The following is a 25,018-nucleotide window of genomic DNA, read 5'->3' on the forward strand; positions in this document are numbered from 1 at the left end:
GCGGTCAGCTCGTGAAGGTGAAGTACTTCCAGGCCCCGTACGTCGTGGAGTTGACCGTGTCGCCGGACGAGCCGTTGATGTAGTCGGAGCGGACCCGGAAGCGCCAGCCGACGTCGTCCTTGTGGCTGCCGGTGAACTCGACCTGGGAGATCCCGCTGGTGGCCAGCGCGAAGTACTGCGAGGTGTCCGAGTACCACGTGCCCTGGTAGTAGACCTGGAAGTCGAACCGCTGGGCACGGCCGCTGTAGTACGGCATCTTGGTCGTGAACAGCGGGTTCTTGGTCTTGTGGAAGTAGTGGTAGGTCTGGCCCCAGACCTTCTTGGTCTTGTACTCGCGGTCGACCGTCATGGAGACGCTGACCTTCGCGCCCACCGTGCTGGACACCGACCGCGGCTGCCAGCGGGCGTCGCCGGTGAACTTCGCGGTGACCTTGGTGTCCCGCTTGAGGTCGAGGACCACGGACAGGTTGCCGTGCGAGTCGACCTTGCCGGACTTCGCCAGCTTGTTGGGCTTGTCCGAGCCGAACGGGTCGGCCCAGATCTCCACCGTGCGGTTCTTGTACGTCGTGCCGAGATGGGCCGTGAACTTCACGTCCTTCCCGTACGCGTACACCTTGCCGTTGTTGTTCAGCGTCAGCGTCGGCTTGGCGCGGGAGACGTCGACGGTGTCCTTGCCGGAGGCGGCCGCGTGCTCGGTGTCGCCCGCGTAGGAGACCTTGTACGTCACCTTGCCGCCGGCCGGCGGGGTGTCGGTGAAGGAGTAGGTGCCGTCCGCCTTGAGCGTCGCCGCGGGCAGCGCCTTGCCGTTCGGGGAGTCCAGGTCGGTGCGGGTGACCGTGAGCTGCGCGCCGGCCGGGACCGCGACCGTCGAGGTCACCTTGCCGGTGACGGTCAGCTTCTTGGCACGCGTCGCCGACGACGGCGCGGTCACGGTGACGCTGGTGGCCGCCTTCGTCGGACCGTCGTACTCGCGCAGGGAGTAGACGCCGTTGTTGTTGTACGACACCGCGAACAGCCGGGACGCGTCGGGCGTCCAGGCGAGGGCGGAGGGGGCGAGTTCGTCGCCGCCGCTGCTGCTGCCGGTGGTCGGGAAGTCATACTGCCGTACCGCAGTGGTACCGCCCGGCTTGTAGACGAAGATGTCCGGGTTGTACAAGCCGTCGACGCCCGCCGCGACCGTGCCGTCAGGGGCGACGGCCACCGCGTTCGGGTAGGTGTCGCTGGCGTAGCTGCCGTCGGCGCTGAGGTCGGCGGTCTTGAACACCGGGTGGGAGTACGGATAGCCGCTGGCCACGATGACGTCCTTGCCGTCCGGTGTGACCGCGATCTCCCGGGTGTACTCGCCGGCGCCGACGGAGGCCAGCCTGCTCGGCGTGCCGGAGGTGACGTCGTACGAGACGACCTTGCCGGAGCTGTCGCCGATCTCCGCGCCCACCAGGATGTCCGAGCCGGGCGCCGCGTCCAGGATCGGCGCGTTGTACCAGCCGCCGTTGTCCAGGTCGAGGGTGACCTCGTGCTGGTCGCTCGCCAGGTCGACGGAGCCGATGTTGCCGGCTGCCGGGTTGCCGTAGCCGAACCACAGCTTGCCGCCCGCGAGGGCGACGCTGCGCGGCATGTCGCCCACCTGGTAGCGGGTGGTCTCGGTGTCGGTGGCCGTGTCGATCACGGCGATCACGTTCTCGCCCTGGACGGCCGCGTAGAGCGTGCCGGAGTCGGCGGACAGTTCGAGGCCGTCGACGCCGGACAGGTTGGTGGTGAGCTGCTTGAGCACGTGGCCCGAGTAGTCCGTGACGACGATCTTGCCGTTGCCCGGGTCGCTGATGAAGACCTGCTGGTGGGCGCCGTCGACGACGATGTCACCGAGCGACTTGACCGGCAGGAGCGCGCTGGTGTCGGCGTAGGCCGGAGTGGCGGCCAGGGCGGCGGAGCTGAAGAGGACGGCCAGAGTGGTGGCGGCCGTGACGGTGCGCATACGCACGCTGATTCGAACCCCCCGGATTGAATGTGAGTGGGCGCCACGGAACGCGGCCCATGAGTGTGCGAGTCCTCTTGTGTGAGTTCTCTGTGGGCCGCGTGTGGCGGATGCAACGAAGACTAGGTCATGCCACTGACAATCGGCATCCGGGATTCACCGGCGGGGGGCGGGAGTTGGTCAGGCGTACGGGTCGAACGTGATCGCGCTCGGCTTGGCCTTGTTGAGGTGGTCGTCGAACTTCGCGTCCTGGAGCGGGAGGTTGGCGTCGCCCCAGTCGGAGGCGTTCAGGATGTCGCGCAGGTTGGACGCCATGTTGTCCCAGGTGAGCAGGTTCTCCTGGTGCCAGGCGGCGTCGTCGTTCTCCGGGGTCTCGCCCCACTTGGCGAACCGGAAGTCATGGGTGCTCAGGCCGTCCTTGTGGTAGACGACCTGGACGCGCTGGCTGCTCATCGGGACGTCGGCGACCGCCTCGGTCTCGAAGTCGCCGTGCTGGGAGGCGGACAGGTACGACGGGTAGTCGGCGCCCTGCTTGACCCAGACGACGATGCACTCCCAGTCGTGGCGGTGCCCGATGCCCGGGGAGGCCTCGTCCTTCTCGAAGTAGCTGGCGTAGATGATCCCGCACCAGCCGTTGTTGCACTTGGCCCGCGAGTAGGTGTTGGCGTGGTCGAGATGGCCGGTGCGGCAGCTGCCGGTGACGGAACCGGTCGGCTTCAGGCCGCCGTTGAGGTTGCCGTCGGGGTCGATGGCGGCGGCGGGGTAGCAGCTGTCCGTGTCGTAGTCGTACAGCGGCTCGAAGAACTTCTGGAACGTGGTCGCGTTCTCCGGGAGGTTCTGGAGCACGCCCGCGGAGGCGCTGAAGGGGAGGGCGAGGGTGAGCGCGGCGGCGCTGCCCGCGACGGCGGCGGCTCGGCCGAGGCGGCGGGTCCTGCTTCGGGACATCGGGGGGCTCCAGTCGACGGTCCGGGGTGCTGTTCGTGCGTGTGCCTGCGCCTGCGTGTGGGCGGGTGCCTGTGCGCGGGCGTGGTCCGTTGGTACGGTCCTATTCGTCCCGGACATGACATCCGGGTGCGTGGACCAAGACTGGCAAGTTGAGAGTTCAATGGAAGGGCTTTCTGTCAAACAGGGAGCGGCAATTCGCGGAACTGATCAACGTGCGCGCACAGCAGGAAAGCCCCCGGCGGGACAGGGGGAGGGTCCCGCCGGGGGCGATCGTGGGGTGTGGGGGGGGATGGAGTGTGGGGCGGCGGCCTGGTGGCGCGGGCGGGCTCCTAGTGGCCGGCGGTGTGCCGGGCGGTCGCCGAGGTCGGCGAACCGGGGGAGTTGTCCGTCGCTCTGGCCGGACCGGCGTTGGCGGCGGTGATGAGCGCGGCCACGGCGATCACGGCTGCCACGACGCCGCGGGCGTACCGTGCAGTAGGGCTTGCGGTGGGGCGTGCGGATGTGCGTCCGGGCACGGCGACCTCGCAACGACAGGGGCGGGTTAAGCACGTTTAATTCGCGGTTTAACCTAGGGGTAGGCAGAGCGCAACGGCAAGGGGTCCAGGGGGAGTTGGGGGTAATGACAAGATGCAGGAACGGGACGATCCGGAGACCGTCGGGCGGCGGGTGCAGCAACTGCGCACCGAGCGGGGCCTGACCCAGCGGCAGTTGGCCGAACCGGCCTACACGCCCGCCTACATCTCCACACTGGAGGCCGGGCGGGTGCGGGCCTCCGACGAGGCGCTGCGGCACATCGCGGGCCGGCTCGGCGTCGGCTTCGAGGAGCTGGCCAGCGGGCGCCCCGCGCACCTCGCCACCGACCTGAGGCTGCGGCTCACCGAGGCGCAGCGCACCCTGGCCACCGGCGAGGCCGAGGCGGCCGCCGCCCAGTACGCCGCCCTCTTCGAGGAGGCGGAGGCGCACGGGCTCGCCGTCGAGCAGGCCACCGCGCTGCTCGGGATGGGCGAATGCGCCCTGGACACCGGCGAGCTGGGCCGGGCCAGGGAGTTCTTCGAGCGGGCCGAGCTGTGGACGGCCGACGAACCGCTGCCGGTACGCGTCCCGGCGATCCGCGGCCGGGCGGTGAGCCACTACCTAGCGGGTGAACTCCGATACGCCGTCTACCTCCTTGAGACCACCCTCGACGAACTGAACCGCAGCGGCCTGCACGACCCCGACGCCCTCCTGCTCCTGTACGCCTCCGCCATCGGTCCGTACATGGACATGGGCGCCCACGCCCGCGCCGCCCAGGCCGCCGAACTCGCCCTCGCCCTCGCCCCGCAGGCCGGCGACCCCGCGCTGATCGCCCGGATGCACCGTTCCGTCGCCCGCACCCTGCTCGCCGAGGGCCGGGTCGCCGAGGCGGACGCCTCCCTGGCCAAGGCCGCCGAGCTCTACCGCCAGCTCAAGCTCCGTACCGAACTCGCCAACTGCCACTGGATGCGCGGCTACGTCTACGCCCAGAACGGCGAACTGGAGCGCGCGGAGAAGGAGTTGCGGGAGGCCCTCGCGATGCTCTCGGAGACCCGTGCCGCCCTGTACCGCAGCCAGGCGGCCGTCGAACTGGCCGACGTCCTGCACCGCCGGGGCAAGTCCGACGAGGCCGCCGAACTGCTGCACGACGTGCTCGGCGACTTCTCCTCCGAGCGCGGCGCGGTCCACTCCGCCGCCGCGCACCGGCTGCTTGGCATCATCGCCGAGGACGCCCGGGACACGGAGGCGGCGGAGGAGCACTACGTACGGGCGCTGAGCCTGCTGGAGCGGGCCGGCGCGGCGGGCGACCTGGCGGACCTGTGCCGCCTGCTCGGCGACCTGCTGCGCCGCACCGGCCGGGTGGAGGCGGCACTGGACGCGTACCGCACCGGACTCGGCCACCGGACGGCCCCGGGCACGACGACCTTGGGACCGGCACCGGCCCAGCCGCCGTTGTAGGACCGCCGTTCCCCGTGGCGTGCCGTCACGTCCGGCTGCGGGCGGTGGGGGCTGGTCGCGCCCACGCGGCGGAGCCGCACATCGGCTCGGCCCCGCGCCCCTTACGGGGCCCGTTGTCCCCGCCGTCTGTCGCATGATCCGCGCGTGAGGCGACAGGAATGGCGTGCTTTCTGTACTCACGCCCTCGATATGGCGGCGAATCACCGATCGGCTTCTACAACAGTCTCGTCAGCGAAACGTTCGCGACGCTGCGAGCTGAGGGAGAAGACGATGACAGACCACGGAGCCGACCTGCTGATCCGCGCCGGCGCGGTGCACACCCTGGTGCCCGGCCAGGCCCCGCAGCGGGCGCTCGCCGTGCGCGGCGACCGGATCACGGCCGTGTCCGCCGACCCGCACGGCCTCGACCACCTGGTGACCGGGCGGACCGAGGTCCGTGACCTGCCCGGCGCCACCGTGCTGCCCGCCTTCGACGACACCCACACCCACCTGATCTTCGCCGCGCTCGGCGCCCAGGACGTCCCCGTCCACCAGGCCCGCACCATCCCCGAGTTCCTGGACCTGATCCGGCAGCGGGCCGCGGTCACCCCCGAGGGCGAGTGGATCCGCACCACCACCAACTGGCAGGAACTGAACCTGGCCGAGCGCCGCATGCCCACCGCGGCCGAGCTCGACACGGCCACCGACCGGCACCCGGTCCTGGTCAAGCGCGGCGGCCACAACGACGTCGTCAACAGCTACGCGCTGCGCCTCGCGGGCATCACCGAGGACACCCCCGTACCGCCCGGCGGCACCATCGGCCGCGGCGCCGACGGCCGGCTGGACGGCCGGCTGGTCGACAACGCCCTGCACCTGGTCGAGCGCCTGGTCCCGGCCCCGGACCGGGCCCAGCGCATCGAAGGCCTGCGGATCGCCACCCGCGACTACGCCGCCACCGGCATCGGCACCGTGCGCGACTGCGCGGTCGCCCCCGAGGACTACCGGGTGCTCCGGGCCGCCCGCGAGGCGGGCGCGCTGCACACCAGGGTGCGCGCGCTGATCTCGGCACTCGGCATGACCAGCGCCGCCCAGGTCGAGGAGCTGCTCGACGTCATGGAGGAGTGGCGCGACCCCTCCGACCCGTGGCTGTCGGTGTGGGGCGTGAAGTTCGGCCTCGACGGCGGCCTGGAGGCCGGCGCCACCGAGGAGCCGTACGCCTGCGACCACTCCTTCTCCGGGATGCTGATCTGGGAGCCGGACGCGCTGGTCGAGGCCGTCGAGGCGGTGGTCAGGCGCGGCTGGCGGGTCGGCACGCACGCCTACGGCGACCGGGCCGTCCGCACCCTCCTCGACGTCTACGAGCGGGTCCTGGAGCGCAACCCCGGCCTGCCCGCCGGCACGCTGGTCATGGAGCACGGCGGCCTCGCCGGCCCGGAGCAGCGCGCCCGCGCCGTCGCCCTCGGCATCCCCGTCACCATCCAGCAGCCGCTGCTGCACGACACCGCCGAGGTCGAGGAGGTCTTCTGGGGCCCGGAACGGGTCGCCCGCCTCTTCCCGGCCCGCGGCTGGATCGACCTGGGCGCCCAGGTCAGCGCGGGCTCCGACTTCCCGGTCGGCCAGTTCGGCGCGATGCGCTCGGTGTGGGGCATGACGACCCGGCAGACGGTCATCGGCGTCAAGGGCCCCGAGCACGCGATCTCGTACGAGGAGGCGCTGACCCTGCACACCACCCAGGCCGCCCACCTCACGGGCGAGGACCGGGTACGCGGCACCCTGACCCCGGGCCGCTGGGCGGACTTCACGGTGTGGGACCGGGACCCGGCGAACGCGGCGGGCGAGGAGCTGCGGGACCTGAAGCCCGTTCAGACTTTCGTGGGCGGGACCATGGCGCCCCGATAGGGGCGCGGGGAACTGCGCGACAAGCCCCCACCGGCCCGCACCCGACACACAGCAGTCTCTGTGCCAAGTAACAGCCCTGTTCACTAGCGTCCCCCGCGTGCAAGACCAACGGACAGTCGCCGACGGCCTGCGTCTCCTGACACGGGCCGTCGTCCACGTGGTCCTCGGCGGCACCGCCCTCCTCGCCATCGCGACCGTCGTCTCGGTCCTGGGCCCGACCCTCGCCCTCGACCTCTACACCCCACCGGTCGCCGCCTGGTGGACCGTGTTCACCGCGGTCGCCGTCCAGGGCGTCCCCTTCCTCCTCCTCGGCACCGTCGTCTCCGCGGCGATCGGCGCCTTCGTCCCGGAACGGGTCCTCACCCGCCTCCTCCCCCGCAACCAGGCCCTCGCCGTTCCCGTGGCGGGGGCCGCCGGCGTCGTCCTGCCGGGCTGCGAGTGCGCCTCCGTCCCCGTGGCCGGCAGCCTGATGCGGCGCGGGGTCGCCCCCGCCGCGGCCCTCGCCTTCCTCCTCTCCGCACCGGCGATCAACCCGGTCGTGCTGGTGGCGACCTCGATCGCGTTCCCCGGCCGGCCGGAGATGGTGCTGGCCCGGCTGCTCGCCTCCCTCGGCACGGCGGTGGTGATGGGCTGGCTGTGGGCCCGGTTCGGCCGCGACGAGTGGCTGCGCCCGCCGCGCACCGCCCGGGACTCCCACGCCACCGGCCCCCGCGCCTTCGTCACCGGCCTCCAGCACGACTTCCTGCACGCCGGCGGCTTCCTGGTGCTCGGCGCGGCGGCCGCGGCGACCTTCAACATCGTCGTGCCCCGATCGGTCCTCGACGTCTTCACCGGCTCGGCGTGGACCGCCGTCCCCCTCCTCGCGGTGCTCGCCGTCGTGCTGTGCGTGTGCAGCGAGGCCGACGCCTTCGTGGCCGCCTCGCTCAGCGCCTTCCCGGCCACGGCCCGCCTGGCGTTCATGGTGGTGGGCCCGATGGTCGACCTGAAGCTGATCGCCCTTCAGGCGGGCACCTTCGGCAGGCGCTTCGCACTCCGCTTCTCCTCGGCGACCTGGCTGGTCGCGTTGTCCGCCAGCGTCCTGGTGGGATGGTGGCTGCTGTGAGGCGGTACGGCGGCCCGGTCCTGCTCTGCCTGGTCGGCGCGGCGGTCCTGCGGATCACGCTCCTCAGCGACCTGTACCTGCGGTACGTGCAGCACGCGCTGCGCCCGTACCTGATCGTCTCCGGGACCGCGCTGATCCTGCTGGGCGTGACGACGGCGGTCCTGAGAAGCCGCACGGGGGGCGGCGAGGAAGCCGGTGGGGACGACGCCGAGTACGACGGCGAGCACGACGCCGAGCACGATGACAGCGACAGCGAGACCCATGACGACGGTCACGGCCATCACGGTGCCGCCGGTCCCCGGATCGCCTGGCTGCTCACCCTCCCCGCCCTCGCCCTGCTGCTCTTCCCGCCCCCGGCCCTCGGTTCGTACAGCGCGGGGCGCGAGGCGGCGCAGCGGGCGGCACAGGGCGTCGGGGCCTTCCCGGCGCTGCCGGCCGGGAACCCGGTCGCGCTGACGCTCGCCGGGTTCAGCTCGCGGGCGATCTACGACAGCGGGCGCTCGCTGAGCGGTCGTACGGTCCGGATGACGGGCTTCGTGACGCACGGCTCCGGCGGCACCTGGTACCTGACCCGGCTCATGGTCACGTGCTGCGCCGCCGACGCGACCACCAGCAAGGTCGAGATCCGGGGTGAGGACGCGCCGCCCACCGACACCTGGGTCACCGTCACCGGCACCTGGCATCCCAAGGGCAGGCTGGGCTCGGACGCGGCGTGGCCGCCGGTGCTGGACGCGGGGTCGGCGAGGACGGTGAAGCAGCCGTCGGACCCGTACGAGACGCCCTAGGCCTGCGCCCGCCCCTGCTCCCGTACCTGGGCGAGCCGTTGGACGCCGATGTCGAGGGCCTGCCCGGTGGTGTCGTCGGGGAGGGTGCCGAGCGCGCCGGCGGTGAGGACGATCGCGTCGTCGCCCACGCGGACGACGGCGACGTCGAGGGTGAGGGTGGTGGGGGCGTCGGCGGCGGAGGGCTGCGCGGTGAGGGTGATCCGCAGTCCCTGGCGCGCGTCGCCGAAGTCCCGTAGCCCGGCGTCGGCGACCTGGACGGCCTCGGTCCCGGCCGCGGTCGTCTGCGCGGTGAACTGCGCGCAGGCACTGGGCAGGGTCCGCAGCCAGGCCAGGGTGCGGTCGACGTCGGCGGAGCGGCTCGCGTCGACCTGGTAGCGGAGCTGGGCCGCGTCGTCGCCGTCGTCGAGGGCGGTGACGGCCTGCGGACCGGCCGGGGCGCCGAGCAGTTCGTCGGTGTACAGGGCCTCCAGGAGGCGCTGGCAGCCGGGCTGGCCGGTGGTCGCCTTGAGCAGTCCGTCGTGCCAGGTGGCGGTCCCGTCCGCGGCCGTCCACGGCACGCCCAGGTCGCTTTCGCCGATCAGCGCGGCCTGTGCCTGATCGGGGGTGAGCGCCGGGGCTCCGGTTCCGGCGCTGGTGCCGGTGCCGGGTGAGGCGGCGGGTGAGGCGGCGGGGCTGGCCGGGGCGGGCCGTTCGGCGGAGGTCGGCGCGGGGGCGGGGGCGTCGGCCTTCGGCGGCCCGGCGGCCGTACAGGCGCTGACGGCGGTGAGGAGGCCGGCCACGACCAGGCCGGAGGCGGTGACTCTCATGACGGGGCCTCCCCGGGAACCAGGAGCGGAGCGGAACGCGTGCTCTCACGGCACCACCGCTCGGGCCCGTCCACCACCGCTCCGGTCCGTCCGGGTGAGACGTGCCCGGTGGGGCACCCGGGTCGGCCCGGTCACCGGGGGGCGGCGCGCTCCCGGGGGCCGGGGGACCGGCGGCCGCCCGAACGGGGGGCCCGGGCGGCGGGGAGCTGCCGCAGGCGTTCGGTGTGCTCCTGCTGGATGTCGCGGGTCCGGGTCAGGTAGTCGGCGACGAGGGCGAGTTGCTCGGGTGTGTAGCGGGGCAGGAGGCGCTCGGCGGTGTCGGCGAGGAACGGGCCCATCAGGCCGTAGGCGCGTTCGGTGACGTCCGGGGTGGCGCGCACGACGGTCTTGCGGCGGTCGGTGGGGTGCGGGCTGCGGGTGAGGTAGCCGAGCTTCTCCAGGCGGTCGAGCATGGCGGTGACGCTGCCGGTGCTCAGGCCCAGCTTGGCGCTGAGCGTGCGGGGGGTCGTCTCCTCGACGTCGAGCAGGATCTCCAGGCAGCGCAGATCGGTCTCGTTGACGCCCAGCAGCCGGGCGACCTCGCGGTCGAAGTCGTCGACGGCCGCCTGGTAGCTCTGGACGACTCTGCCCAGGTCCGGGCCGGACGGACCGGGTTCCCTTGCGCCTGACATTCGAGGGACCTCTCTGCTCTGCACGGTGATGACGGATCCGGATTCGGGATATCCGAGATTCTCGAGATACCCGGCCTCAAAGGAATCATGGGAGCAGTCATGTCGTCCACGGCAGCCCGGGCCCGCTCGGCGCCTGGCCGAACGGGCCTTCGCGGCTCTCACGGGGGCGAGGCCGGGTGGGTCACAACGGGTCGCCGAGCGGCCCGTACTCCTTCTCCAGGTTGACCGGTGGGGTGTGCTCGACGCGCCGCCGCCCACGTGATGCCTGGCCGGCCCCGCGACGTCTACCTGGCCTCCGCGACGTCTAGCCGGCCCCCGCGATGCCTATCTGCTCCAGGATCCGGTCGCCTACGATCGGACGGCCCGGTTCGGCAGGGGCAGCCGGAGAGGTTCAGCCGAGCGCCCACGCCCGTCCAGCCCCCGGCCGGCATCCGCCGCGCCGCGACGATCGCGACTGCCCGCCGGCGCCCGACTCCACCCGTCCGCAGTCCGGCCCAGAGTGTGCTGGAGAGATGATGGCTCACGAATTCGTGCGTGTGACGGGGCGGGAGATCGCCTACCGCCGCAGTTCCGGGCAGGGGCGCCCGGTCGTGCTGGTGCACGGCAACTCCTCGTCCTCCAGGACCTGGAGTCGTCTCCTGGACGGTGAGTTCGGGCGGCGCCACCGCTGCCTGGCCCTCGACCTGCCCGGACACGGGGCGTCCCCGGCGGCGGAGCCCGGGTCGGGCGTGTACTCGGTGCCCGGCTACGCCGCCGTGCTCTCCGGGTTCGTGGACGCGCTGGACGCGCGGGACGCCCTGATCGTCGGATGGAGCCTCGGCGGCCACATCGCCCTGGAGGCGTCCGGACTGCTCCCGGACGCGGCCGGCTACGCCGTGTTCGGCACCCCGCCCCTCGGCGGACCCGGCGACCTGGCCGAGGCGTTCCTCCCGAACCCGGCCCTGCAGATCGGCTTCACGGCGGACGTGGACGAGGACACCGCGCGCACCTACGCCGAGTCCTTCTACGCCCCCGGCTCCCCCCTCCCGACCGCGGACCTGGTCGCCGACATCCTGGCCACGGACGGCGCGGCGCGCAGCGACCTGGCCGCGAGCCTCGCGGGGGCGACCGCCGACGAGACCGAGATCGCCGCGACCCTCGACAGGCCACTGGCCGTCCTGCACGGCGCGGGCGAACAGATCGTCGACCTGGCCTACCTCGACAAGCTGCACGCCCCCACCCTGTGGCGCGGCGCCGTCCAGATCATCCCGAACGCCGGCCACGCCCCCCAGGAGGAGACCCCGGCCGAACTCGCCGGCCTCCTCGACGAGTTCATCGCGGAGCTGCCGCAGAGTCCGGGTGCCTAGCCCGTCGCCGACAGCGAAGCCCGCGGTGGCGGTGACGGCACCGTGATGGCACATGCCGCAGCCTCCGCGTGGCCGGGACCTCCACTGAACGGTTCTCGTTGTCGTCGCGTCACAGGACCATGAAACGAACCGTTCTCCTCGCTTCCACGGTCCTTGCGACCGTTGCCCTTTCGGCCGCATGTGCCGCCCGGTCCGGCAACGACGGTCCGAGCACCGCGACCCCCACCTTCACCGGTGTCAAATGGCGCGCGTACGCCGTCACCGTCGACGCCGACAACCGCACCGTCATCGGCCACGATGGCTGCAACAGCTTCTCGGGCGAGGCGGTCGTGAACGCAGGCCGGTCCGCGATCACCTTCGGCGGCAAGTACAAGGCGACGGCGATCGCCTGCTGTCCGCCCGACCACGTCGACGTCATACCTTCCGCCGGCACCTACGAGGCCCGGACGACCGCCCGCACCCTCACACTCACGGGCCCGGACGGCCAGGTCGTCTCCCTGAGGCGGTGAGACGGCGACCCAGGTCATCATCATGAGGGGCCCCTACGTGAGAGCCGCCGTCGCCTCGCGTAGTTCGTTCAGGGTCTGGTGGGTCAGGTCGGGGAGGGTGCGGTCGTTCGTCGGGGTGATCCAGCGGGCGAAGGCGGCCGAGAAGGCCTGGGCGCCCAGGTGGGCGGCGAGGGACGCGGTGGGGTCGGGTACGCCGCGGTCGCGGAGGGCCGTGGCCAGCGTCGTGGCGAGGTTGAGGCTCTTGAACGCGGCGCGTTCCCGCAGCTCGCTGTGGCTGCCGATGACCTGCATCAGCCGGGGGGCGAACGCGCGCTGCTCCGGGGTGAAGGAGGCGGCCAGGGCGTCCAGGGCGGCGGCCACCGTCTCCAGCGGGGTCGCGGTGCCGGGCGCGGCCGCGGCTCCCTCGGCCAGGAGCCGGCCGTGCTCCGCCTGGCCCGCGAACAGCACCTCGCGCTTGTCCGGGAAGTGCCTGAAGAACGTCGTCTTGGTCAGCCCGGCCCGCTCGGCGATCTGGGCGACGGTGGTGCTGTCGTACCCCTGCTCGCCGAACAGGTCGAGCGCGGCGTGCACGAGGCGCAGTCGCGCGTTCGGTTCCCATCGAGCCATGGGGACAGCCTAAGTGATGTGACTCGGTACCGTCACGGGGGTATGGTGACGGTACCGAGTCACATCACCATTCCTTCCGTCCTGGGGAGAGTGCTGTCATGCGTGTTTTCGTCACCGGCGCGAGCGGTCACATCGGCTCCGCCGTCATTCCCGAACTCGTCGACGCCGGGCACGAGGTCGTCGGCCTCGCCCGGTCCGAGAGCTCCGCGGCGGCCGTGAAGGCCCTGGGTGCCGAGGTGCGCCGCGGCGACCTGGCGGATCCGGACGGCCTGCGGGCGGCCGCGGTCGACGCCGACGCCGTCGTCCATCTCGCCTTCGACCACGCGGCGATGGCCGCCGGGGACATGGCCGGTGCGGCGGCGGCCGACCGGACCGTGGCGCAGGTGTTCGGCGAGGCGCTCGCCGGGACCGGCAAGGCCCTCATAGGCATCGGCATGGGGCACGGCGACGGCAACGAGCACCTCGGCGCGGCGTACAGCGCCAACCCCCGGATCGCCACGGGCCGGCTGTTCGGCGAGTTCGCCGAGCGGGGGGTGCGTGCCGTGCTCGTCGGGATCCCGCCGGTCGTGCACAGTACGCGGGACCGGAGCGGGTTCCTGCCGATGCTGATCCGGATCGCCCGGGCGACGGGGGTCTCCGGCTATGCCGGGGACGGCTCGAACCAGTGGTCCGCCGTCCACACGCTGGACCTCGGGCGGCTGTACCGGCTGGCGTTGGAGAAGGCGCCGGCGGGCGCGGAGCTGCATGCGGCGGCCGAGGAGGGCGTCGCGGTGCGGGAGATCGCCGGCGTCGTCGGGCGGCGGCTGGGGATTCCGGTGGAGAGCGTTCCCGAGGAGCGGCTCGCCGCGCACTTCGGGTTCTTCGGTGGGCTGATCTCGCTGGACGTGCCCGTGAAGAGCGCACGCACGCGGGAGTTGCTGGGGTGGGAGCCGGTGGAGGCGGGACTGGTGGCGGACCTCGAGGAGGGGCACTACTTCAGGAACGAGTGAGAAGGGGCGCCTAGAGTCGGGGCTGACGGAAGGAGATCCACCGTGACCGGTCAGCCCATCCCCGTGATCATCGACTGTGACACCGGTGTCGACGACGCCCTCGCCCTGCTGTTCGCCGTCCGGCACCCGGGGCTGGAGTTGCGGGCGGTGACCTGTGTCGCCGGGAACACCGACGTGGACGGGGTGGTCCGCAACACCCTGACCGTGCTGGAGCGGGCCGGGGCCGGGGACGTTCCCGTCGCCCGGGGCGCCGAGCGGCCGTTGATCGAGGCGGCGCGGTCGGCACGGCATGTGCACGGCGCGGACGGGATGGGGGACCTCGGGCTGCCCGCGCCGACCCGGCGCCCCGCCGACGTCGACGCCGTCACCCTGCTGCGCCGCGAGATCCTCGGCTCGCCCCGCCCGGTCACCCTCATCCCCACCGCACCCCTCACCAACATCGCCCTGCTGCTGCGCACCCACCCGGAGGTGACCCGGAACATCGAGCGGATCGTGTTCATGGGCGGCGCGGTCGCCACCGGGAACGCCACCCCGGTCGCCGAGTTCAACGTCTGGCACGACCCCGAGGCCGCCGCCGTCCTGCTCACCGCCGGTGTGCCGATCACCATGTACGGGCTGGACGTCTTCCAGCGGGTGGTGGTGCCGGGCGCGGCGGTACGACGGCTGCGCGCGAGCGCGGAACCGGGGGCCCGGCTCGCCGGGGAGCTGCTCGCGCACCGGCCCGCCGCCCCGGACCCGGACGGCGACGTACCGGACGGCGACGACCCGGACGGCGGCCTCGGTGACGCGGGCGCGGTCTGTGCGGTCGCCGATCCGGCCGGCCTGACCACCCGGCTCCTCCCGGTCGAGGTCTCCCTCGCTCCGGGCCCCACCCGGGGCCAGACCATCGTCGACCGCCGCCCCCGCCCCGGCGAGGCCGAGATCCACGGCGGCGCCCGCGAACAGGCCCTGGTGGACGTGGCGTTGGACGTGGACGTGGAACGGTACGTGAAGCTGTACCTGGAGACCGTCGGCGGCGGGACCCCGGCCGGCTGAGGGCACCCTTCTCCGCTGCTGTGTGGGGGGCGGGAGTCGTCGGCATCTGTGCACCGCCTTTGTCCCGGACCGATCCCGAACGTCAACTGTTCGTAACCGAGGAGGAGTTGGGGAACCCGGGCGCTGTGGTGGACCTCATCGTGGGCGAGAGACGGACCGGCACGACGCCCCGGGGGGAACCATGCCGAGACAGCGGAACCCGATACGCGCCTGCCTGGCGCTGACGACCACGACCGCCATGGCGAGCCTGGCCCTCACCCAGACCGCCACCACCGCCACCGCCGCAGCCACTACCGCCATCGCCACCGCGAACACCGCAAGCCGCCCCGCGTCCTTCGCGGCCGGGGCCCACACCCTCACCCTCATCACCGGCGACCGGGTCACCGTCGGCGCCGGGGGCCGGGTCCTGGGCGTGCAGCACGCCAGGGGGCGGGAGCACGTGCCCGTGCAGACCCGTACCGTCGGCGGCCACACCCTGGTCGTGCCCACCGACGCCGCCGCCCTGATCGCCGCCGGGAGACTGGACCAACGGCTTTTCGACGTCACCGAGTTGAACAAGGACAGGGAGCGGGCGGACCAGCGGGACGGTCTCAAGGTCATCGTCGGCTACCGGGGCACGGCCGCGACCGCCCGCGCCGACGTCGAGGACGCGGCCACCGTACGCCGTACCCTCAAGTCGCTCGACGCGCAGGCGGTCCGGGCCCCGAAGCAGGACCCGGGCAGGCTCTGGGACGCGGTGACGAACGGCGGCGAGGCCGCGCCGGGGGTGGCGCACGTCTGGCTGGACGCGGTCCGCGAGGTCAGCGACGACAAGTCCGGGCCACAGATCGGTGCGCCCACGGCCTGGAAGGCCGGCTACACCGGCAAGGGCGTGAAGATCGCCGTCCTGGACACCGGTGTCGACGCCGACCACCCGGACCTCAAGGGCCAGGTGATCGCGGCGAAGAACTTCTCCGCCTCCGCCGACGCCGACGACCACCAGGGGCACGGCACCCACGTCGCGTCCATCGCGGCCGGCACCGGCGCCGGGTCAGGAGGCAGGTACACCGGGGTCGCGCCGGGCGCCAAGCTGCTCAACGGCAAGGTGATGGACGACGACGGCAGCGGCGACGACTCCGCCATCATCGCCGGCATGGAGTGGGCCGCCGACCAGGGCGCCGACATCGTCAACATGAGCCTGGGCGGCACCGACACCCCCGGCACCGACCCGCTGGAGGCCGAGGTGAACAAGCTCTCCGAGGAAAAGGGCATCCTGTTCGCCGTCGCCGCCGGCAACGAGGGGGAGTTCGGTGCGGGCACCGTCGACTCGCCGTCCAGTGCCGCGGACGCGCTCTCCGTGGGAGCCGTCGACGGCAAGGACAGGCTCGCCGACTTCTCCTCCACCGGCCCGGTCTCCGACGGCTCCGTGAAGCCGGACGTCACCGCGCCCGGCGTGGACATCACCGCCGCCGCGGCCCCGGGCAGCGTCATCGACAAGGAGGAAGGGGAGAACCCGCCCGGCTACCTGACCATCTCGGGTACGTCGATGGCGACCCCCCATGTCGCGGGCGCCGCCGCCATCCTCAAGCAGGAGCACCCGGACTGGGGGTACGCGCAGCTCAAGGCGGTGCTGATGGGTTCGGCGAAGGCGGGCTCCTACACGCCGTACCAGCAGGGCACCGGGCGGATCCAGGTCGACCGGGCCATCACGCAGACCGTGTTCGCCGAGCAGCCGTCGCTGTCGTACGGCATCCAGCGATGGCCGCACACCGACGACACCCCGGTCACCAAGCGGCTGACCTACCGCAACACCGGTACCGCCGCGGTCACGCTGAAGCTGACCTCGACGGCCCTGGACCCCGACGGCGGCAAGGCCCCGGCCGGCTTCCTGACCCTCGGCGCCACCTCGGTGACGGTCCCGGCGGGCGGTACGGCCTCGGTCGGCGTCACCGTGAACACCAAGGTGGGCACGGTCGACGGCGCCTGCTCCGGGTACGTGGTCGCGACCGGCGGCGGCCGGACCGTCCGGACCACCGTGGGCGTGCAGCGCGAGGTGCAGTCGTACGACGTGACGCTGAAGTTCGTGAACCGGGCCGGACCGTCCCCGGTGCACCTCACCACCCTGACCGGCTACTCCGGCGTCGGAGAGGGGCTGGACTACACCTCGCAGAGCACGGACGACACCGTGACCATGCGGGTGCCCAAGGGCAAGTACGTCCTCGACTCCGTCAGCATGAAGAGCCTCACCTCGGACGAGGGCGGCATCGACTGGCTGTCGCAGCCCGTCCTGAACGTCACGAAGGACGTCGGCATCACCGTGGACCTGAACCGGGCCAGGGCCTCGGACATCACCGTCCCGGACGGTGCCGCCAAGCCGTCGGACGCGGGCATCGGCTACCAGTACGCCGACGCGGTCGCCGACTTCTCCGTCCACACCACCTCCTTCGCCGGCCTGCGCGTCGCCCATCTCGGCCCGGCCGTCCAGGGCCTCACCGAGCGCTGGACCGGGCAGTGGACGCGGGGTGCGGGCAGCGAGTACGACATCTTCACCACCGCCGGACCGACCACGTTCAAGGCGCTCACCAGGCACTACCCGGCGAGCGCGCTGGCCACGGTCAGGGCCCGCCTCGGCAGCTCCGTGCCGGGCCGCACCGGCGCGGTCACCCTGCTCGCGGAGACCCCGGCCGGCACGAGCGTCACCCAGCCGGTCGCACAACGGTTGCCGGGCACCCGCATCCTGCACCTGTCCGCCGGGAGCGGCATCGCGTGGTCGGCGAGCTTCGACCAGTACGCGGCCGAGCCCGACGCGTACGGCTACCCGGTCAGCTCGGCCCACTACATCTCCGGCACCGGCCGGACCTACCAGGGCGGCCGGACCTACACCTCCACCTTCAACACCGCCGTGATCGCCCCGCTGCTCACCGCCGACTACGGCCTGGACCGCGACGGCAACGAGATCTCCGGCGACATCCCGCTGTTCTCCGACGGCGCCGGGCACGCCGGCTCCTCCGACTTCTCCTCGGTGCGCACCACCCTCTTCCGGGGCGGCACCAAGGTCGGCAGCAACACCGATCCGCTGTTCGGGTTCGAGGTGTTCAAGGTGCCGGCCGGGAAGGCGGCATACCGGCTCTCCACCTCCGTGAAGCGCTCGGCGGGCGTGGCGCGGACCTCCTCGCGCATCGACGCCACCTGGACCTTCACCTCGAAGAAGACCTCCGGACCGACCGCCCTGCCGGCCTCCGCCCTGCGGATCGCCGCGCGGACCGACCTGAGCGGCCACGCCCCGGCCGGCCGCAGGGTCACCGTCCCGGTGACCGTCCAGGGCTCGGCGGCGGGCAGGAACCTCCGGTCCCTCGCCGTGTGGGTCTCCTACGACGGCGGCGGGCACTGGACGAAGCTCGCCGTCACCCACGGCCACGTCACCTACAGGAACCCCGCCCAGGGCAGGGCGGTGTCCTTCAAGTACCGGATCACCGACCGGAAGGGCAACGCGTCGGCGGTCACGGTGTACGACGCGTACGTCGGCAAGTGAGCCGGGCGCTCCGCTGGAAGCGCCGGGACAGGCCGGGTGCCGACTGCGGCGCCGTCGTGGCTGGGCGCGCCCACGCGGCGGCAGCCGCACATGCAATGCAGCCCCGCGCCCCTATGGGGGCGCTTTCGGGGGCGCTGCGCCTAGCCGCCGACCTCGGGGACACATATACGCCCCGGCCGTCGCTGACGGCCGGGGCGTACGTGAGTACCCGATGGGATCAGGCGCGGGTCGCCTTGCGGCGGCGGGTCGCGATGACGAGGGCGCCGCCTCCGGCCAGCAGCACGGCCGCGCCGCCCGCGATGTAACCGGTGTTGGAGCTGGCGCCGGTGTGGGCCAGGTCGCCGCCACCGCCGGAGTTGGTGCTCGGGGCCGACGCCGGGGAGGTCGTCGACTCGGACGGGGAGGGAGACGCGGAGGCCGTGGCGGTCGCCGAGCTCTCCGAGGCCGTCGGGGTCGGGGTCTCCGCGGACGGCGGGGTGGCCGGGGTGGACTCCGACTCGGAGGCCGAGGGCGACGGGGACGGCGAGGACGACTCGGTGGTCGAGCAGTCCTTCGTGCCGCCGTTCCAGGACGCGATCAGCTTGTCCTTGATGACCGGGTGGTCCGGGCCGGCCGGCAGGTCGCCGTGCTCGAAGCCGTCGTTCGCGTCCTTGTTGCCGTCGAACTTCGTCGCGCCCCGGTAGAGGTCGATCTGCGCGAAGCAGCCGGCGTCCGGGACCGCGATGTCGAGGGAGTCGGTCTGGCCCTGCTTGACCGTCACCGAGTCGAAGTCGACGAAGATCTGCTGGCCCGAGGTGGCGAAGGAGGAGCCGTGGGCGATGTAGGAGGCGAGCGAGGCGGTGCAGGACGCGGCGTCGGCGGCGGCGCGGACCTTGACGTGGACCTTGCCGTCGTCGGTGACCTTCAGGTTCTGGTCGTCGACCTTGACCGAGTCGAAGAAGTTCGAGCCGTCGATCGAGAACTGGCACTTGTCGGTACCGGTCTCCGTACCGGCGCCGGTGCCGGGGCTGTAGTGGCCGCCGGACTTCCAGCCGTCACCGCCGGGGGTGCTGTTCGCCCAGGCGCCGGACGCGCCGGCGACGGAGGCGGCACACAGGGCGAACGAAGCGACGCCCGTCCCCAGCAGGCGGCGCGCGGTGACATGTCTGGCTATGGACATGGAAATCCCATCCGTGGGGTGCTCATCTCTCGCCGGCCCGTCGACGCTCGTCGCGAGGAGCGGACGAGCAGCGTGCGGGCGGCGGAAGGGCAGCGGAAAGCGAAGAGACACGGGGCCCATTGGTCACATGCGCCACTGTGTGCGGCCCATGGTGGTTGGCCCTGCCGAACCCTGTCAACCTGCCTTGAATCAAGGGCCGTTCGGGCACCATCACAACTCCCTCACACGGGGAACGATCCACTCCGGCCGGTGTGAAGTTTCGCTTTCTCGGCAATAGGGACAGACTTCATCTCGGTGTCTCTCCGCCCGATCGGTGTTTCTCCGCCCGAAAGGAACGCGCGTGGTCGACCTCTCCTCCAGGAATCCCGACTGGTGGCGTCAGGCCGTGATCTACCAGGTGTATCCGCGCAGCTTCGCCGACGCGGACGGCGACGGCCTCGGTGACCTCAAGGGCATCACCGAGCGGCTGTCCCATCTGGGCGCGCTCGGCGTGGACGCCCTGTGGCTCAGCCCGTTCTACCCGTCCGAACTCGCCGACGGCGGCTACGACGTCGCCGACTACCGGGACGTCGACCCGCGCCTGGGCACCCTGGACGACTTCGACGCGATGACCGCCGAGGCGCACCGGCTGGGCCTGAAGGTGATCGTCGACATCGTCCCCAACCACACCTCGCACCTGCACCCCTGGTTCCGGGAGGCGCTGCTCTCCGGCCCCGGCTCCGCGGCCCGGGAGCGCTACGTCTTCCGGCCCGGCCGCGGCGCGCACGGCGAACTCCCGCCCTCCGACTGGCAGTCGGTGTTCGGCGGCAGCGCCTGGCGCCGGGTCCCGGACGGCGAGTGGTACCTGCACCTGTTCGCCCCCGAGCAGCCCGACCTGAACTGGGAGCACGAGGAGGTCCGCGCCGACTTCCGCACCACCCTGCGCTTCTGGTCCGACCGGGGCGTGGACGGTTTCCGTGTCGACGTGGCCCACGCCCTGGTGAAGGATCTCGCCGAACCGCTGCGGGACGTCGCGGAGTTCGGCCCGACCGGGGAGGAGGCGCTGGAGCGCGTCGCGCCCGGCACCCATCCCTACTGGGACCGCGACGAGGTGCACGAGATCTACCGCGACTGGCGCAAGATCTTCGACACCTACAGCCCGCCCCGCACCGCCGTCGCCGAGGCCTGGGTGCCCGCCGCCCGCCGCGCCCTGTACGCCCGTCCGGACGAACTCGGCCAGGCCTTCAACTTCGAGTACCTGCAGACCCCTTGGGACGCCGAGGCGCTCCGCGAGGTCATCACCGGCTCGCTCGCCACCGCCCGTGCGGCCGGCGCCTCCGCCACCTGGGTGCTCTCCAACCACGACGTCGTACGGCACGCCTCCCGGCTGATGCTGCCGCCGGGCGCGGACGAGAACGCCTGGCTGCTGTCCGGCGGTCACGCGCCGGGCGTCGATGTCTCCCATGGCCTGAGGCGCGCCCGCGCCGCCACCCTCCTCATGCTCGCGCTGCCCGGGTCGTCGTACGTGTACCAGGGCGAGGAACTCGGCCTGCCCGAGGCCGCCGACCTGCCCGTCACCGTCCTCCAGGACCCGATCTGGGAACAGACGGGCCATGCCCGCAAGGGCCGCGACGGCTGCCGGGTGCCGCTGCCGTGGACGACGGACGGCCCGTCGTACGGCTTCGGGTCCGGTGGTGCCTGGCTGCCGCAGCCGGAGTGGTTCGCGTCGTACGCCGTCGCGGCGCAGGCCGGCAGTGCGGGCTCCACCCTGGAGCTCTACCGCACCGCCCTGCGGCTGCGCCGCAAGCTGCTCGACGGTGAGACGCTGACCTGGGCCGAAGCGCCTGCAGGTGTGCTGCACTTCGCCCGGACGGAGGGCTGGCGGTGCGTCACGAACGTGTCGGACGCGCCGGTGCCGCTGCCGCCGGGCGAAGTGCTGCTGGCGAGCGTGCCGTTGCCGCATGACGGCACGCTCCCGCCCGACACCACGGTGTGGCTGGGCGCCTGACGGGACTCAGCCGGCGGTGGGGGTGGCGCCCGGCGTCACGTTCACCGCGTTGGTCTGGGTGTTGCCGGCGGCGTTGCCGTCGGCGTTGCCGGTGCCGACCCCGGCACCGCTGCCCGTGAAGCCCTTCTCGCCGGGGAGGGCCGGCGGGCTGGTCGTGCTGTTGACCGGCGGGGTGAGGACGACCTGCGGCTGGCCCGCGGCCGGGGGCGGCGGGGTCAGGTCGGTGGCGGGCAGCTTCGGCGGGGTGGTCTCCTGGAAGAGGACCGACGGGAAGTCGACCAGGCCGGTCTGCTCCATCACCGTGATGTGGTCGAGGACCGTGGCGTTGGCCTGGTCGGCCAGGATCCGCACCAGGGTGTTCCGGGTGGTCGAGCGGATCTTCGCGATCGTGTTGAAGATCGAACCGTGCGTCACGCGCAGGATGTTGGCGAAGTCCGTGTCGAACTTCGTGCCGGTGTCCGCGGTCAGGGTGTTGACGAACCCCTGCTGCTGCGGGGAGGGCAGGTCGGGGATGGTGATGTTGAGCATGGGCGCGATCTTGCGGCAGCTGGCGTCCAGCGCCGCGTGGCCGTCGATCAGGTGCTTGCTCGCGGTGATGACCGCCTGGGACTGGCCCTTCTTCAGGCCGAGCTGTCCCACGGGGTACTCCCACAGACCGGCTGCCCGTACCTTCACCACGAAGTCCCGGTCGCCCTCGGTCAGCGGGCCCCACTGGGTGTTGGCGATGATGCGGGTGGTGTCGCTGGACACGGTGTTCAGACCCAGCATGCTCGGGTAGGCGAGTGCCACCAGGGTCATGCTCAGGGCTCCGCCCACGAAAAGCGTTCCCGTCGCGTTCCGTGAAAAGCGCACTGGTGCCTCCTGCCGGTCGGGGTCCCGCGCAGGGGCGGGGTCGGTTCGCAGAGGAATACGGGCCGGGGGCCGACGGAAACCTTTTGGTTTGGTAAAGAACTTGTGAGGCCTGGCCCTGCCCGGGGCCCTGACTTCCCATGTCTTGGCCAGGAGAAGGTGATGGTTTTCCCTGCTCGGAGTGGTCATGACAAAGCCGGGGGCAGGCTTCGCCGCATGCCCCCACACTCATCCCCCCGAGTCCCCCGGCTGCCCAACGGAGCGGCCCCGCGGGGAACCGCCGCGCCCGCCGCCCTGCCCGTGCTGCCCTACCGCAAGCCCACCAAGGGCCGCGACTACTGGGTGTTCGACGACGTCCTGCCGGACGTGGACGCCGTACGGGAGCGGTGCCTGGCCAAGGACGACTGGGTCCAGGGATACCCGTACACCTCGGAGACCTGGCCCGGACTGCGCACCATGCCCGGTCTGGAACCCGCCGAACTCGCCGTCGTGGAAGAGCTGGTGAAGAAGGCGACCGGCGCCGGGAAGCTGTGGGTGCAGCAGGCGCCCGGCGGCGGCACCCTCAACCACAACTGCGTCCAGGTGGTCGGCGAGGGCGAGAGCGAGCCGCGCCCGCACACCGACTCGCGGGCGCTGTGCCGGTACGCGGCGGTGCTGTACCTCAACCCCGGGGTGGCCAAGGACTGCGGCACCGCGTTCTACCGCCAGTCGCTGCCCGGCGGCCGGCTCGGCGGCAACATCGTGCAGGCCCCGCACAACAACCTCGTCGACGCCCTCGGGACCCGGTTCGTGCCGGGCGACCACTTCGAGGAGGACGTCCGCGTCCCGCACAAGTACAACCGCCTGCTCCTCTACAACGCCAACCTCGTGCACAGCGCGACCGGTTACACCGGGAAGACGCTGGAGGAGAAGCGGATGACGGCGGTCTTCTTCTGGATGGCGTGAGCGGCCGCGTCCACGGACCGCCTTTGTAACAGCGGTAGTGACACGACCACGACGGGCCCGTGACGGCGATCTCCGAACTTCCCTTCCCGGGCCCGCATCGAAAGGGGTGTCCGGCAGAGAGCCGGGAGGACACCGCCGCTGGGGGAGAAACCCATGTCGAAGCTTCGCAACCGCCGCACGAACGTCCGCAGGACCGCTGTCGCCGTGACCGGTGCCGCCGCGCTGCTGGCCCTGCTGACCGCCTGCAACGGCACCGCGAGCGGCTCCGTCAGCGCCGACGGCGGTACGGCGGCCCCGGCCGCCGGCGACTCCACGACGGCGAACGGCTCGACCGGCGGCTCCGGCTCCGGCTCCGACAGCGGCAGCGGTTCCGGCACCGGCAGCAGCGGGAGCACCTCGGGCTCGTCGACGTCCGGCGGCTCGTCCGCCTCCGGGGGCAGCTCCTCCGGCGGCTCCTCCGCCACCGGTTCGGTGCCCACCTGCCAGGCCGCCCAGCTCGGCTACTCGTGGGCCGACTCCGGCAGCGGCACCGGGCAGCAGAAGCACGCGGTCGTGGCGCTCACCAACAAGAGCGGCCACTCCTGCACGATGTACGGCTTCCCGGGCGTCGACCTGGTCAACAGCGGTCAGAAGTGGTCGCTCCCGCGGACGAACGCCACCCCGAAGCGGGTGACCCTGGCGAACGGCGCCTCCACCAGCTTCCCGATCACCTTCCTGGTGCCGGCGCAGGGCGAGTCCACCGACTTCACGCCGACCACCGTCGTCATCACCGCGCCGAACCAGCGCACCTCCTACGACCTGTCCTGGCACGGCGGTGCCGTGGTGCTCCAGGACGGCGCCACCCACCCGGGCAGCTTCATCGGTCCCGTCGGCCAGTGACCACGGGCCCCTGGCTCACCCCCCCTTGGCTCACCCCGCGTCGCGCACGCAGCGGAAGCCGGTGTGACCGGTGGAGCTGTCGGGGGTGTTGGCGGTGCGGGCGGCGACCCGGTAGCGGTTGCAGTAGGAGGCGTGGCAGAGGTGGGAGCCGCCGCGGATGACGCGGGCGCCGCCGGTCTGCGCGGTCCGGCCGTGCTCGGTGGTCCACCAGTCGGCACACCACTCCCACACGTTGCCGGAGGTGTTGTACAGGCCGTACCCGTTGGGCGCGAAGGCGTCGACGGGCGCGGTCCCGCGGTATCCGTCGGCGGCGGTGTTCCGGGTCGGGAAGGTCCCGCGCCAGATGTTGCACCGGTACTCCCCGTCCGGGTCCAGCTCGTCCCCCCACGGGAAGCGGGCCTGCTCCAGACCGCCCCGGGCCGCGTACTCCCACTCGGCCTCGGTGGGCAGCCGCTTGCCGGCCCAGGAGGCGTAGGCGGCGGCGTCGTACCAGGAGACGTGCACGACGGGATGGCGGCCGAGCCCCTCAAGACCGCTGCCCGGTCCGGCCGGCTCGTGCCAGGCGGCCCCCGCGACCGCACACCACCAGGGCGTCTCCGGCGGCCGGGGCGCACCCCGGCGCAGCGCGGCGGGCAGGAACCCGGCGAAGACGTACGACCAGCCCAGCCGTTCGGCGTCGGTGACGTAGCCGGTGTCGGCGACGAACGCGGCGTACTCGTCGTTGCTCACGGCACAGGCGTCGATCCGGAACGGCGCCACGCGCACGGTCCGCACCGGCCCCTCCCCGTCCGCGGCAAAGCCGTCGGAGTCCTCGGCGCCCATCAGGAACTCACCGCCGGGCAGCGCGACCATGCCGGTGCGCCGGGGCGCGGTGTCGCCGGGGGCGGGGAGGGGCCGTACCGGCGACTGCGCGGGGGCGGAGGGCGCGCAGCAGGCGGACGGCGACGGCTGGGTGGACTCCATGAACGGAGTGTGCCGCAGGCACCTGTGACGACGGCGGCGGGGGCGTCGGCCGCGAGGCCGCGGGCTGTGGAGGCCGCCGGCCGCAGGGGAGCGTCGGCTGTGGGGCCGCC

21 protein-coding genes are annotated in these 25,018 nt (G+C 72.4%); 12 read left to right on the forward strand and 9 right to left on the reverse strand.

All coding sequences use genetic code 11. The annotated features are described in order from the left end of the window. Positions 1-4: 4 nt before the first annotated feature. From ABZ887_RS10445 to ABZ887_RS10455, 3 genes are all read right to left on the reverse strand, one after another. Positions 5-1,978, reverse strand: coding sequence for an Ig-like domain repeat protein (locus tag ABZ887_RS10445; RefSeq protein WP_361285651.1), 1,974 nt, complete (start codon positions 1,976-1,978; stop codon positions 5-7). 174 nt (positions 1,979-2,152) lie between these two features. After that, positions 2,153-2,917, reverse strand: coding sequence for an NPP1 family protein (locus ABZ887_RS10450; RefSeq protein ID WP_361285654.1), 765 nt, complete (start codon positions 2,915-2,917; stop codon positions 2,153-2,155). Between the two features lie 329 nt (positions 2,918-3,246). Next, positions 3,247-3,432, reverse strand: a complete 186-nt coding sequence (locus ABZ887_RS10455; protein WP_361285656.1) for a hypothetical protein — start codon at positions 3,430-3,432, stop codon at positions 3,247-3,249. Positions 3,433-3,544: 112 nt separating this feature from the next. Between ABZ887_RS10455 and ABZ887_RS10460 the strand changes: the two genes are divergently transcribed. From ABZ887_RS10460 to ABZ887_RS10475, 4 genes are all read left to right on the forward strand, one after another. Next, a complete protein-coding gene (locus tag ABZ887_RS10460) occupies positions 3,545-4,888 on the forward strand; it encodes a tetratricopeptide repeat protein (RefSeq protein WP_361285659.1) in 1,344 nt (447 codons plus the stop codon). A gap of 270 nt (positions 4,889-5,158) precedes the next feature. Next, positions 5,159-6,766, forward strand: a complete 1,608-nt coding sequence (locus tag ABZ887_RS10465) for an amidohydrolase (protein ID WP_361285662.1) — start codon at positions 5,159-5,161, stop codon at positions 6,764-6,766. Positions 6,767-6,863: 97 nt separating this feature from the next. Further along, positions 6,864-7,868 (forward strand): permease, encoded by a 1,005-nt coding sequence (locus ABZ887_RS10470; protein ID WP_361285665.1) that lies wholly within the window; start codon positions 6,864-6,866, stop codon positions 7,866-7,868. Beyond that, on the forward strand, positions 7,865-8,653 hold the full coding sequence (locus ABZ887_RS10475) for a TIGR03943 family protein (protein WP_361285667.1): 789 nt from the start codon (positions 7,865-7,867) through the stop codon (positions 8,651-8,653). Before ABZ887_RS10470 ends, ABZ887_RS10475 begins: the two co-directional genes overlap by 4 nt. Here ABZ887_RS10475 and ABZ887_RS10480 read toward each other — a convergent pair. Both ABZ887_RS10480 and ABZ887_RS10485 read right to left on the reverse strand, forming a co-directional pair. After that, complete coding sequence (locus tag ABZ887_RS10480) at positions 8,650-9,459, reverse strand: hypothetical protein (protein WP_361285669.1); 810 nt, start codon at positions 9,457-9,459, stop codon at positions 8,650-8,652. The two genes, ABZ887_RS10475 and ABZ887_RS10480, sit on opposite strands and share 4 nt — an antisense overlap. A gap of 131 nt (positions 9,460-9,590) precedes the next feature. Next, positions 9,591-10,130: a MarR family transcriptional regulator gene (locus ABZ887_RS10485; RefSeq protein WP_361285672.1), complete on the reverse strand. Its 540-nt coding sequence runs from the start codon at positions 10,128-10,130 to the stop codon at positions 9,591-9,593. A 515-nt stretch (positions 10,131-10,645) separates the two neighbouring features. Here ABZ887_RS10485 and ABZ887_RS10490 point away from each other — a divergent pair. Next, positions 10,646-11,476 (forward strand): alpha/beta hydrolase, encoded by an 831-nt coding sequence (locus ABZ887_RS10490; RefSeq protein ID WP_361285675.1) that lies wholly within the window; start codon positions 10,646-10,648, stop codon positions 11,474-11,476. Positions 11,477-11,595: 119 nt separating this feature from the next. Continuing rightward, a complete protein-coding gene (locus ABZ887_RS10495; RefSeq protein WP_361285678.1) occupies positions 11,596-11,985 on the forward strand; it encodes an META domain-containing protein in 390 nt (129 codons plus the stop codon). Positions 11,986-12,018: 33 nt separating this feature from the next. Here ABZ887_RS10495 and ABZ887_RS10500 read toward each other — a convergent pair whose 3' ends face one another. Beyond that, positions 12,019-12,591, reverse strand: coding sequence for a helix-turn-helix domain-containing protein (locus ABZ887_RS10500; RefSeq protein ID WP_361285681.1), 573 nt, complete (start codon positions 12,589-12,591; stop codon positions 12,019-12,021). Between the two features lie 98 nt (positions 12,592-12,689). On the opposite strand from ABZ887_RS10500, the gene ABZ887_RS10505 reads away from it, so the two are divergent. From ABZ887_RS10505 to ABZ887_RS10515, 3 genes are all read left to right on the forward strand, one after another. Beyond that, positions 12,690-13,580 (forward strand): SDR family oxidoreductase, encoded by an 891-nt coding sequence (locus ABZ887_RS10505; RefSeq protein WP_361285684.1) that lies wholly within the window; start codon positions 12,690-12,692, stop codon positions 13,578-13,580. Between the two features lie 42 nt (positions 13,581-13,622). Continuing rightward, positions 13,623-14,615, forward strand: coding sequence for a nucleoside hydrolase (locus tag ABZ887_RS10510; protein ID WP_361285687.1), 993 nt, complete (start codon positions 13,623-13,625; stop codon positions 14,613-14,615). A 181-nt stretch (positions 14,616-14,796) separates the two neighbouring features. Then, positions 14,797-18,126: a S8 family serine peptidase gene (locus ABZ887_RS10515; RefSeq protein WP_361285690.1), complete on the forward strand. Its 3,330-nt coding sequence runs from the start codon at positions 14,797-14,799 to the stop codon at positions 18,124-18,126. Positions 18,127-18,343: 217 nt separating this feature from the next. Here the strand turns inward: ABZ887_RS10515 and ABZ887_RS10520 are convergent, their stop codons facing one another. Continuing rightward, on the reverse strand, positions 18,344-19,285 hold the full coding sequence (locus ABZ887_RS10520; RefSeq protein WP_361285693.1) for an LPXTG cell wall anchor domain-containing protein: 942 nt from the start codon (positions 19,283-19,285) through the stop codon (positions 18,344-18,346). Positions 19,286-19,625: 340 nt separating this feature from the next. On the opposite strand from ABZ887_RS10520, the gene ABZ887_RS10525 reads away from it, so the two are divergent. Continuing rightward, the gene (locus ABZ887_RS10525) at positions 19,626-21,272 is read left to right on the forward strand and encodes an alpha-amylase family glycosyl hydrolase (protein ID WP_361285696.1); all 1,647 of its coding nucleotides are present in this window, start codon (positions 19,626-19,628) and stop codon (positions 21,270-21,272) included. 6 nt (positions 21,273-21,278) lie between these two features. Here the strand turns inward: ABZ887_RS10525 and ABZ887_RS10530 are convergent, their stop codons facing one another. Beyond that, positions 21,279-22,070: a DUF4142 domain-containing protein gene (locus ABZ887_RS10530; RefSeq protein ID WP_361285699.1), complete on the reverse strand. Its 792-nt coding sequence runs from the start codon at positions 22,068-22,070 to the stop codon at positions 21,279-21,281. 351 nt (positions 22,071-22,421) lie between these two features. Here ABZ887_RS10530 and ABZ887_RS10535 point away from each other — a divergent pair, with 351 nt between their 5' ends. After that, positions 22,422-23,066, forward strand: a complete 645-nt coding sequence (locus tag ABZ887_RS10535) for a DUF6445 family protein (RefSeq protein WP_361285804.1) — start codon at positions 22,422-22,424, stop codon at positions 23,064-23,066. Between the two features lie 153 nt (positions 23,067-23,219). Next, positions 23,220-23,945, forward strand: a complete 726-nt coding sequence (locus ABZ887_RS10540; protein WP_361285702.1) for a DUF4232 domain-containing protein — start codon at positions 23,220-23,222, stop codon at positions 23,943-23,945. Between the two features lie 30 nt (positions 23,946-23,975). Here the strand turns inward: ABZ887_RS10540 and ABZ887_RS10545 are convergent, their stop codons facing one another. Next, positions 23,976-24,908 carry a formylglycine-generating enzyme family protein gene (locus ABZ887_RS10545; RefSeq protein ID WP_361285705.1) on the reverse strand — a complete coding sequence of 311 codons (933 nt, stop codon included), beginning with the start codon at positions 24,906-24,908 and terminating at the stop codon, positions 23,976-23,978. Positions 24,909-25,018 lie beyond the last annotated feature (110 nt).

This window comes from Streptomyces sp. NPDC047061 (assembly GCF_040643955.1).
Classification (GTDB): Bacteria; Actinomycetota; Actinomycetes; order Streptomycetales; family Streptomycetaceae; genus Streptomyces.

What these genes read in the sequence shown, in the direction of transcription:
- ABZ887_RS10450 (WP_361285654.1), bottom strand. Translation starts at nt 2,917, where the DNA reads ATGTCCCGAAGCAGGACCCGCCGCCTCGGCCGAGCCGCCGCCGTCGCG.
- ABZ887_RS10460 (WP_361285659.1), top strand. Translation starts at nt 3,545, where the DNA reads ATGCAGGAACGGGACGATCCGGAGACCGTCGGGCGGCGGGTGCAGCAA.
- ABZ887_RS10465 (WP_361285662.1), top strand. Translation starts at nt 5,159, where the DNA reads ATGACAGACCACGGAGCCGACCTGCTGATCCGCGCCGGCGCGGTGCAC.
- ABZ887_RS10480 (WP_361285669.1), bottom strand. Translation starts at nt 9,459, where the DNA reads ATGAGAGTCACCGCCTCCGGCCTGGTCGTGGCCGGCCTCCTCACCGCC.
- ABZ887_RS10485 (WP_361285672.1), bottom strand. Translation starts at nt 10,130, where the DNA reads ATGTCAGGCGCAAGGGAACCCGGTCCGTCCGGCCCGGACCTGGGCAGA.
- ABZ887_RS10490 (WP_361285675.1), top strand. Translation starts at nt 10,646, where the DNA reads ATGGCTCACGAATTCGTGCGTGTGACGGGGCGGGAGATCGCCTACCGC.
- ABZ887_RS10495 (WP_361285678.1), top strand. Translation starts at nt 11,596, where the DNA reads ATGAAACGAACCGTTCTCCTCGCTTCCACGGTCCTTGCGACCGTTGCC.
- ABZ887_RS10500 (WP_361285681.1), bottom strand. Translation starts at nt 12,591, where the DNA reads ATGGCTCGATGGGAACCGAACGCGCGACTGCGCCTCGTGCACGCCGCG.
- ABZ887_RS10505 (WP_361285684.1), top strand. Translation starts at nt 12,690, where the DNA reads ATGCGTGTTTTCGTCACCGGCGCGAGCGGTCACATCGGCTCCGCCGTC.
- ABZ887_RS10515 (WP_361285690.1), top strand. Translation starts at nt 14,797, where the DNA reads ATGCCGAGACAGCGGAACCCGATACGCGCCTGCCTGGCGCTGACGACC.
- ABZ887_RS10520 (WP_361285693.1), bottom strand. Translation starts at nt 19,285, where the DNA reads ATGTCCATAGCCAGACATGTCACCGCGCGCCGCCTGCTGGGGACGGGC.
- ABZ887_RS10530 (WP_361285699.1), bottom strand. Translation starts at nt 22,070, where the DNA reads ATGACCCTGGTGGCACTCGCCTACCCGAGCATGCTGGGTCTGAACACC.
- ABZ887_RS10540 (WP_361285702.1), top strand. Translation starts at nt 23,220, where the DNA reads ATGTCGAAGCTTCGCAACCGCCGCACGAACGTCCGCAGGACCGCTGTC.
- ABZ887_RS10545 (WP_361285705.1), bottom strand. Translation starts at nt 24,908, where the DNA reads ATGGAGTCCACCCAGCCGTCGCCGTCCGCCTGCTGCGCGCCCTCCGCC.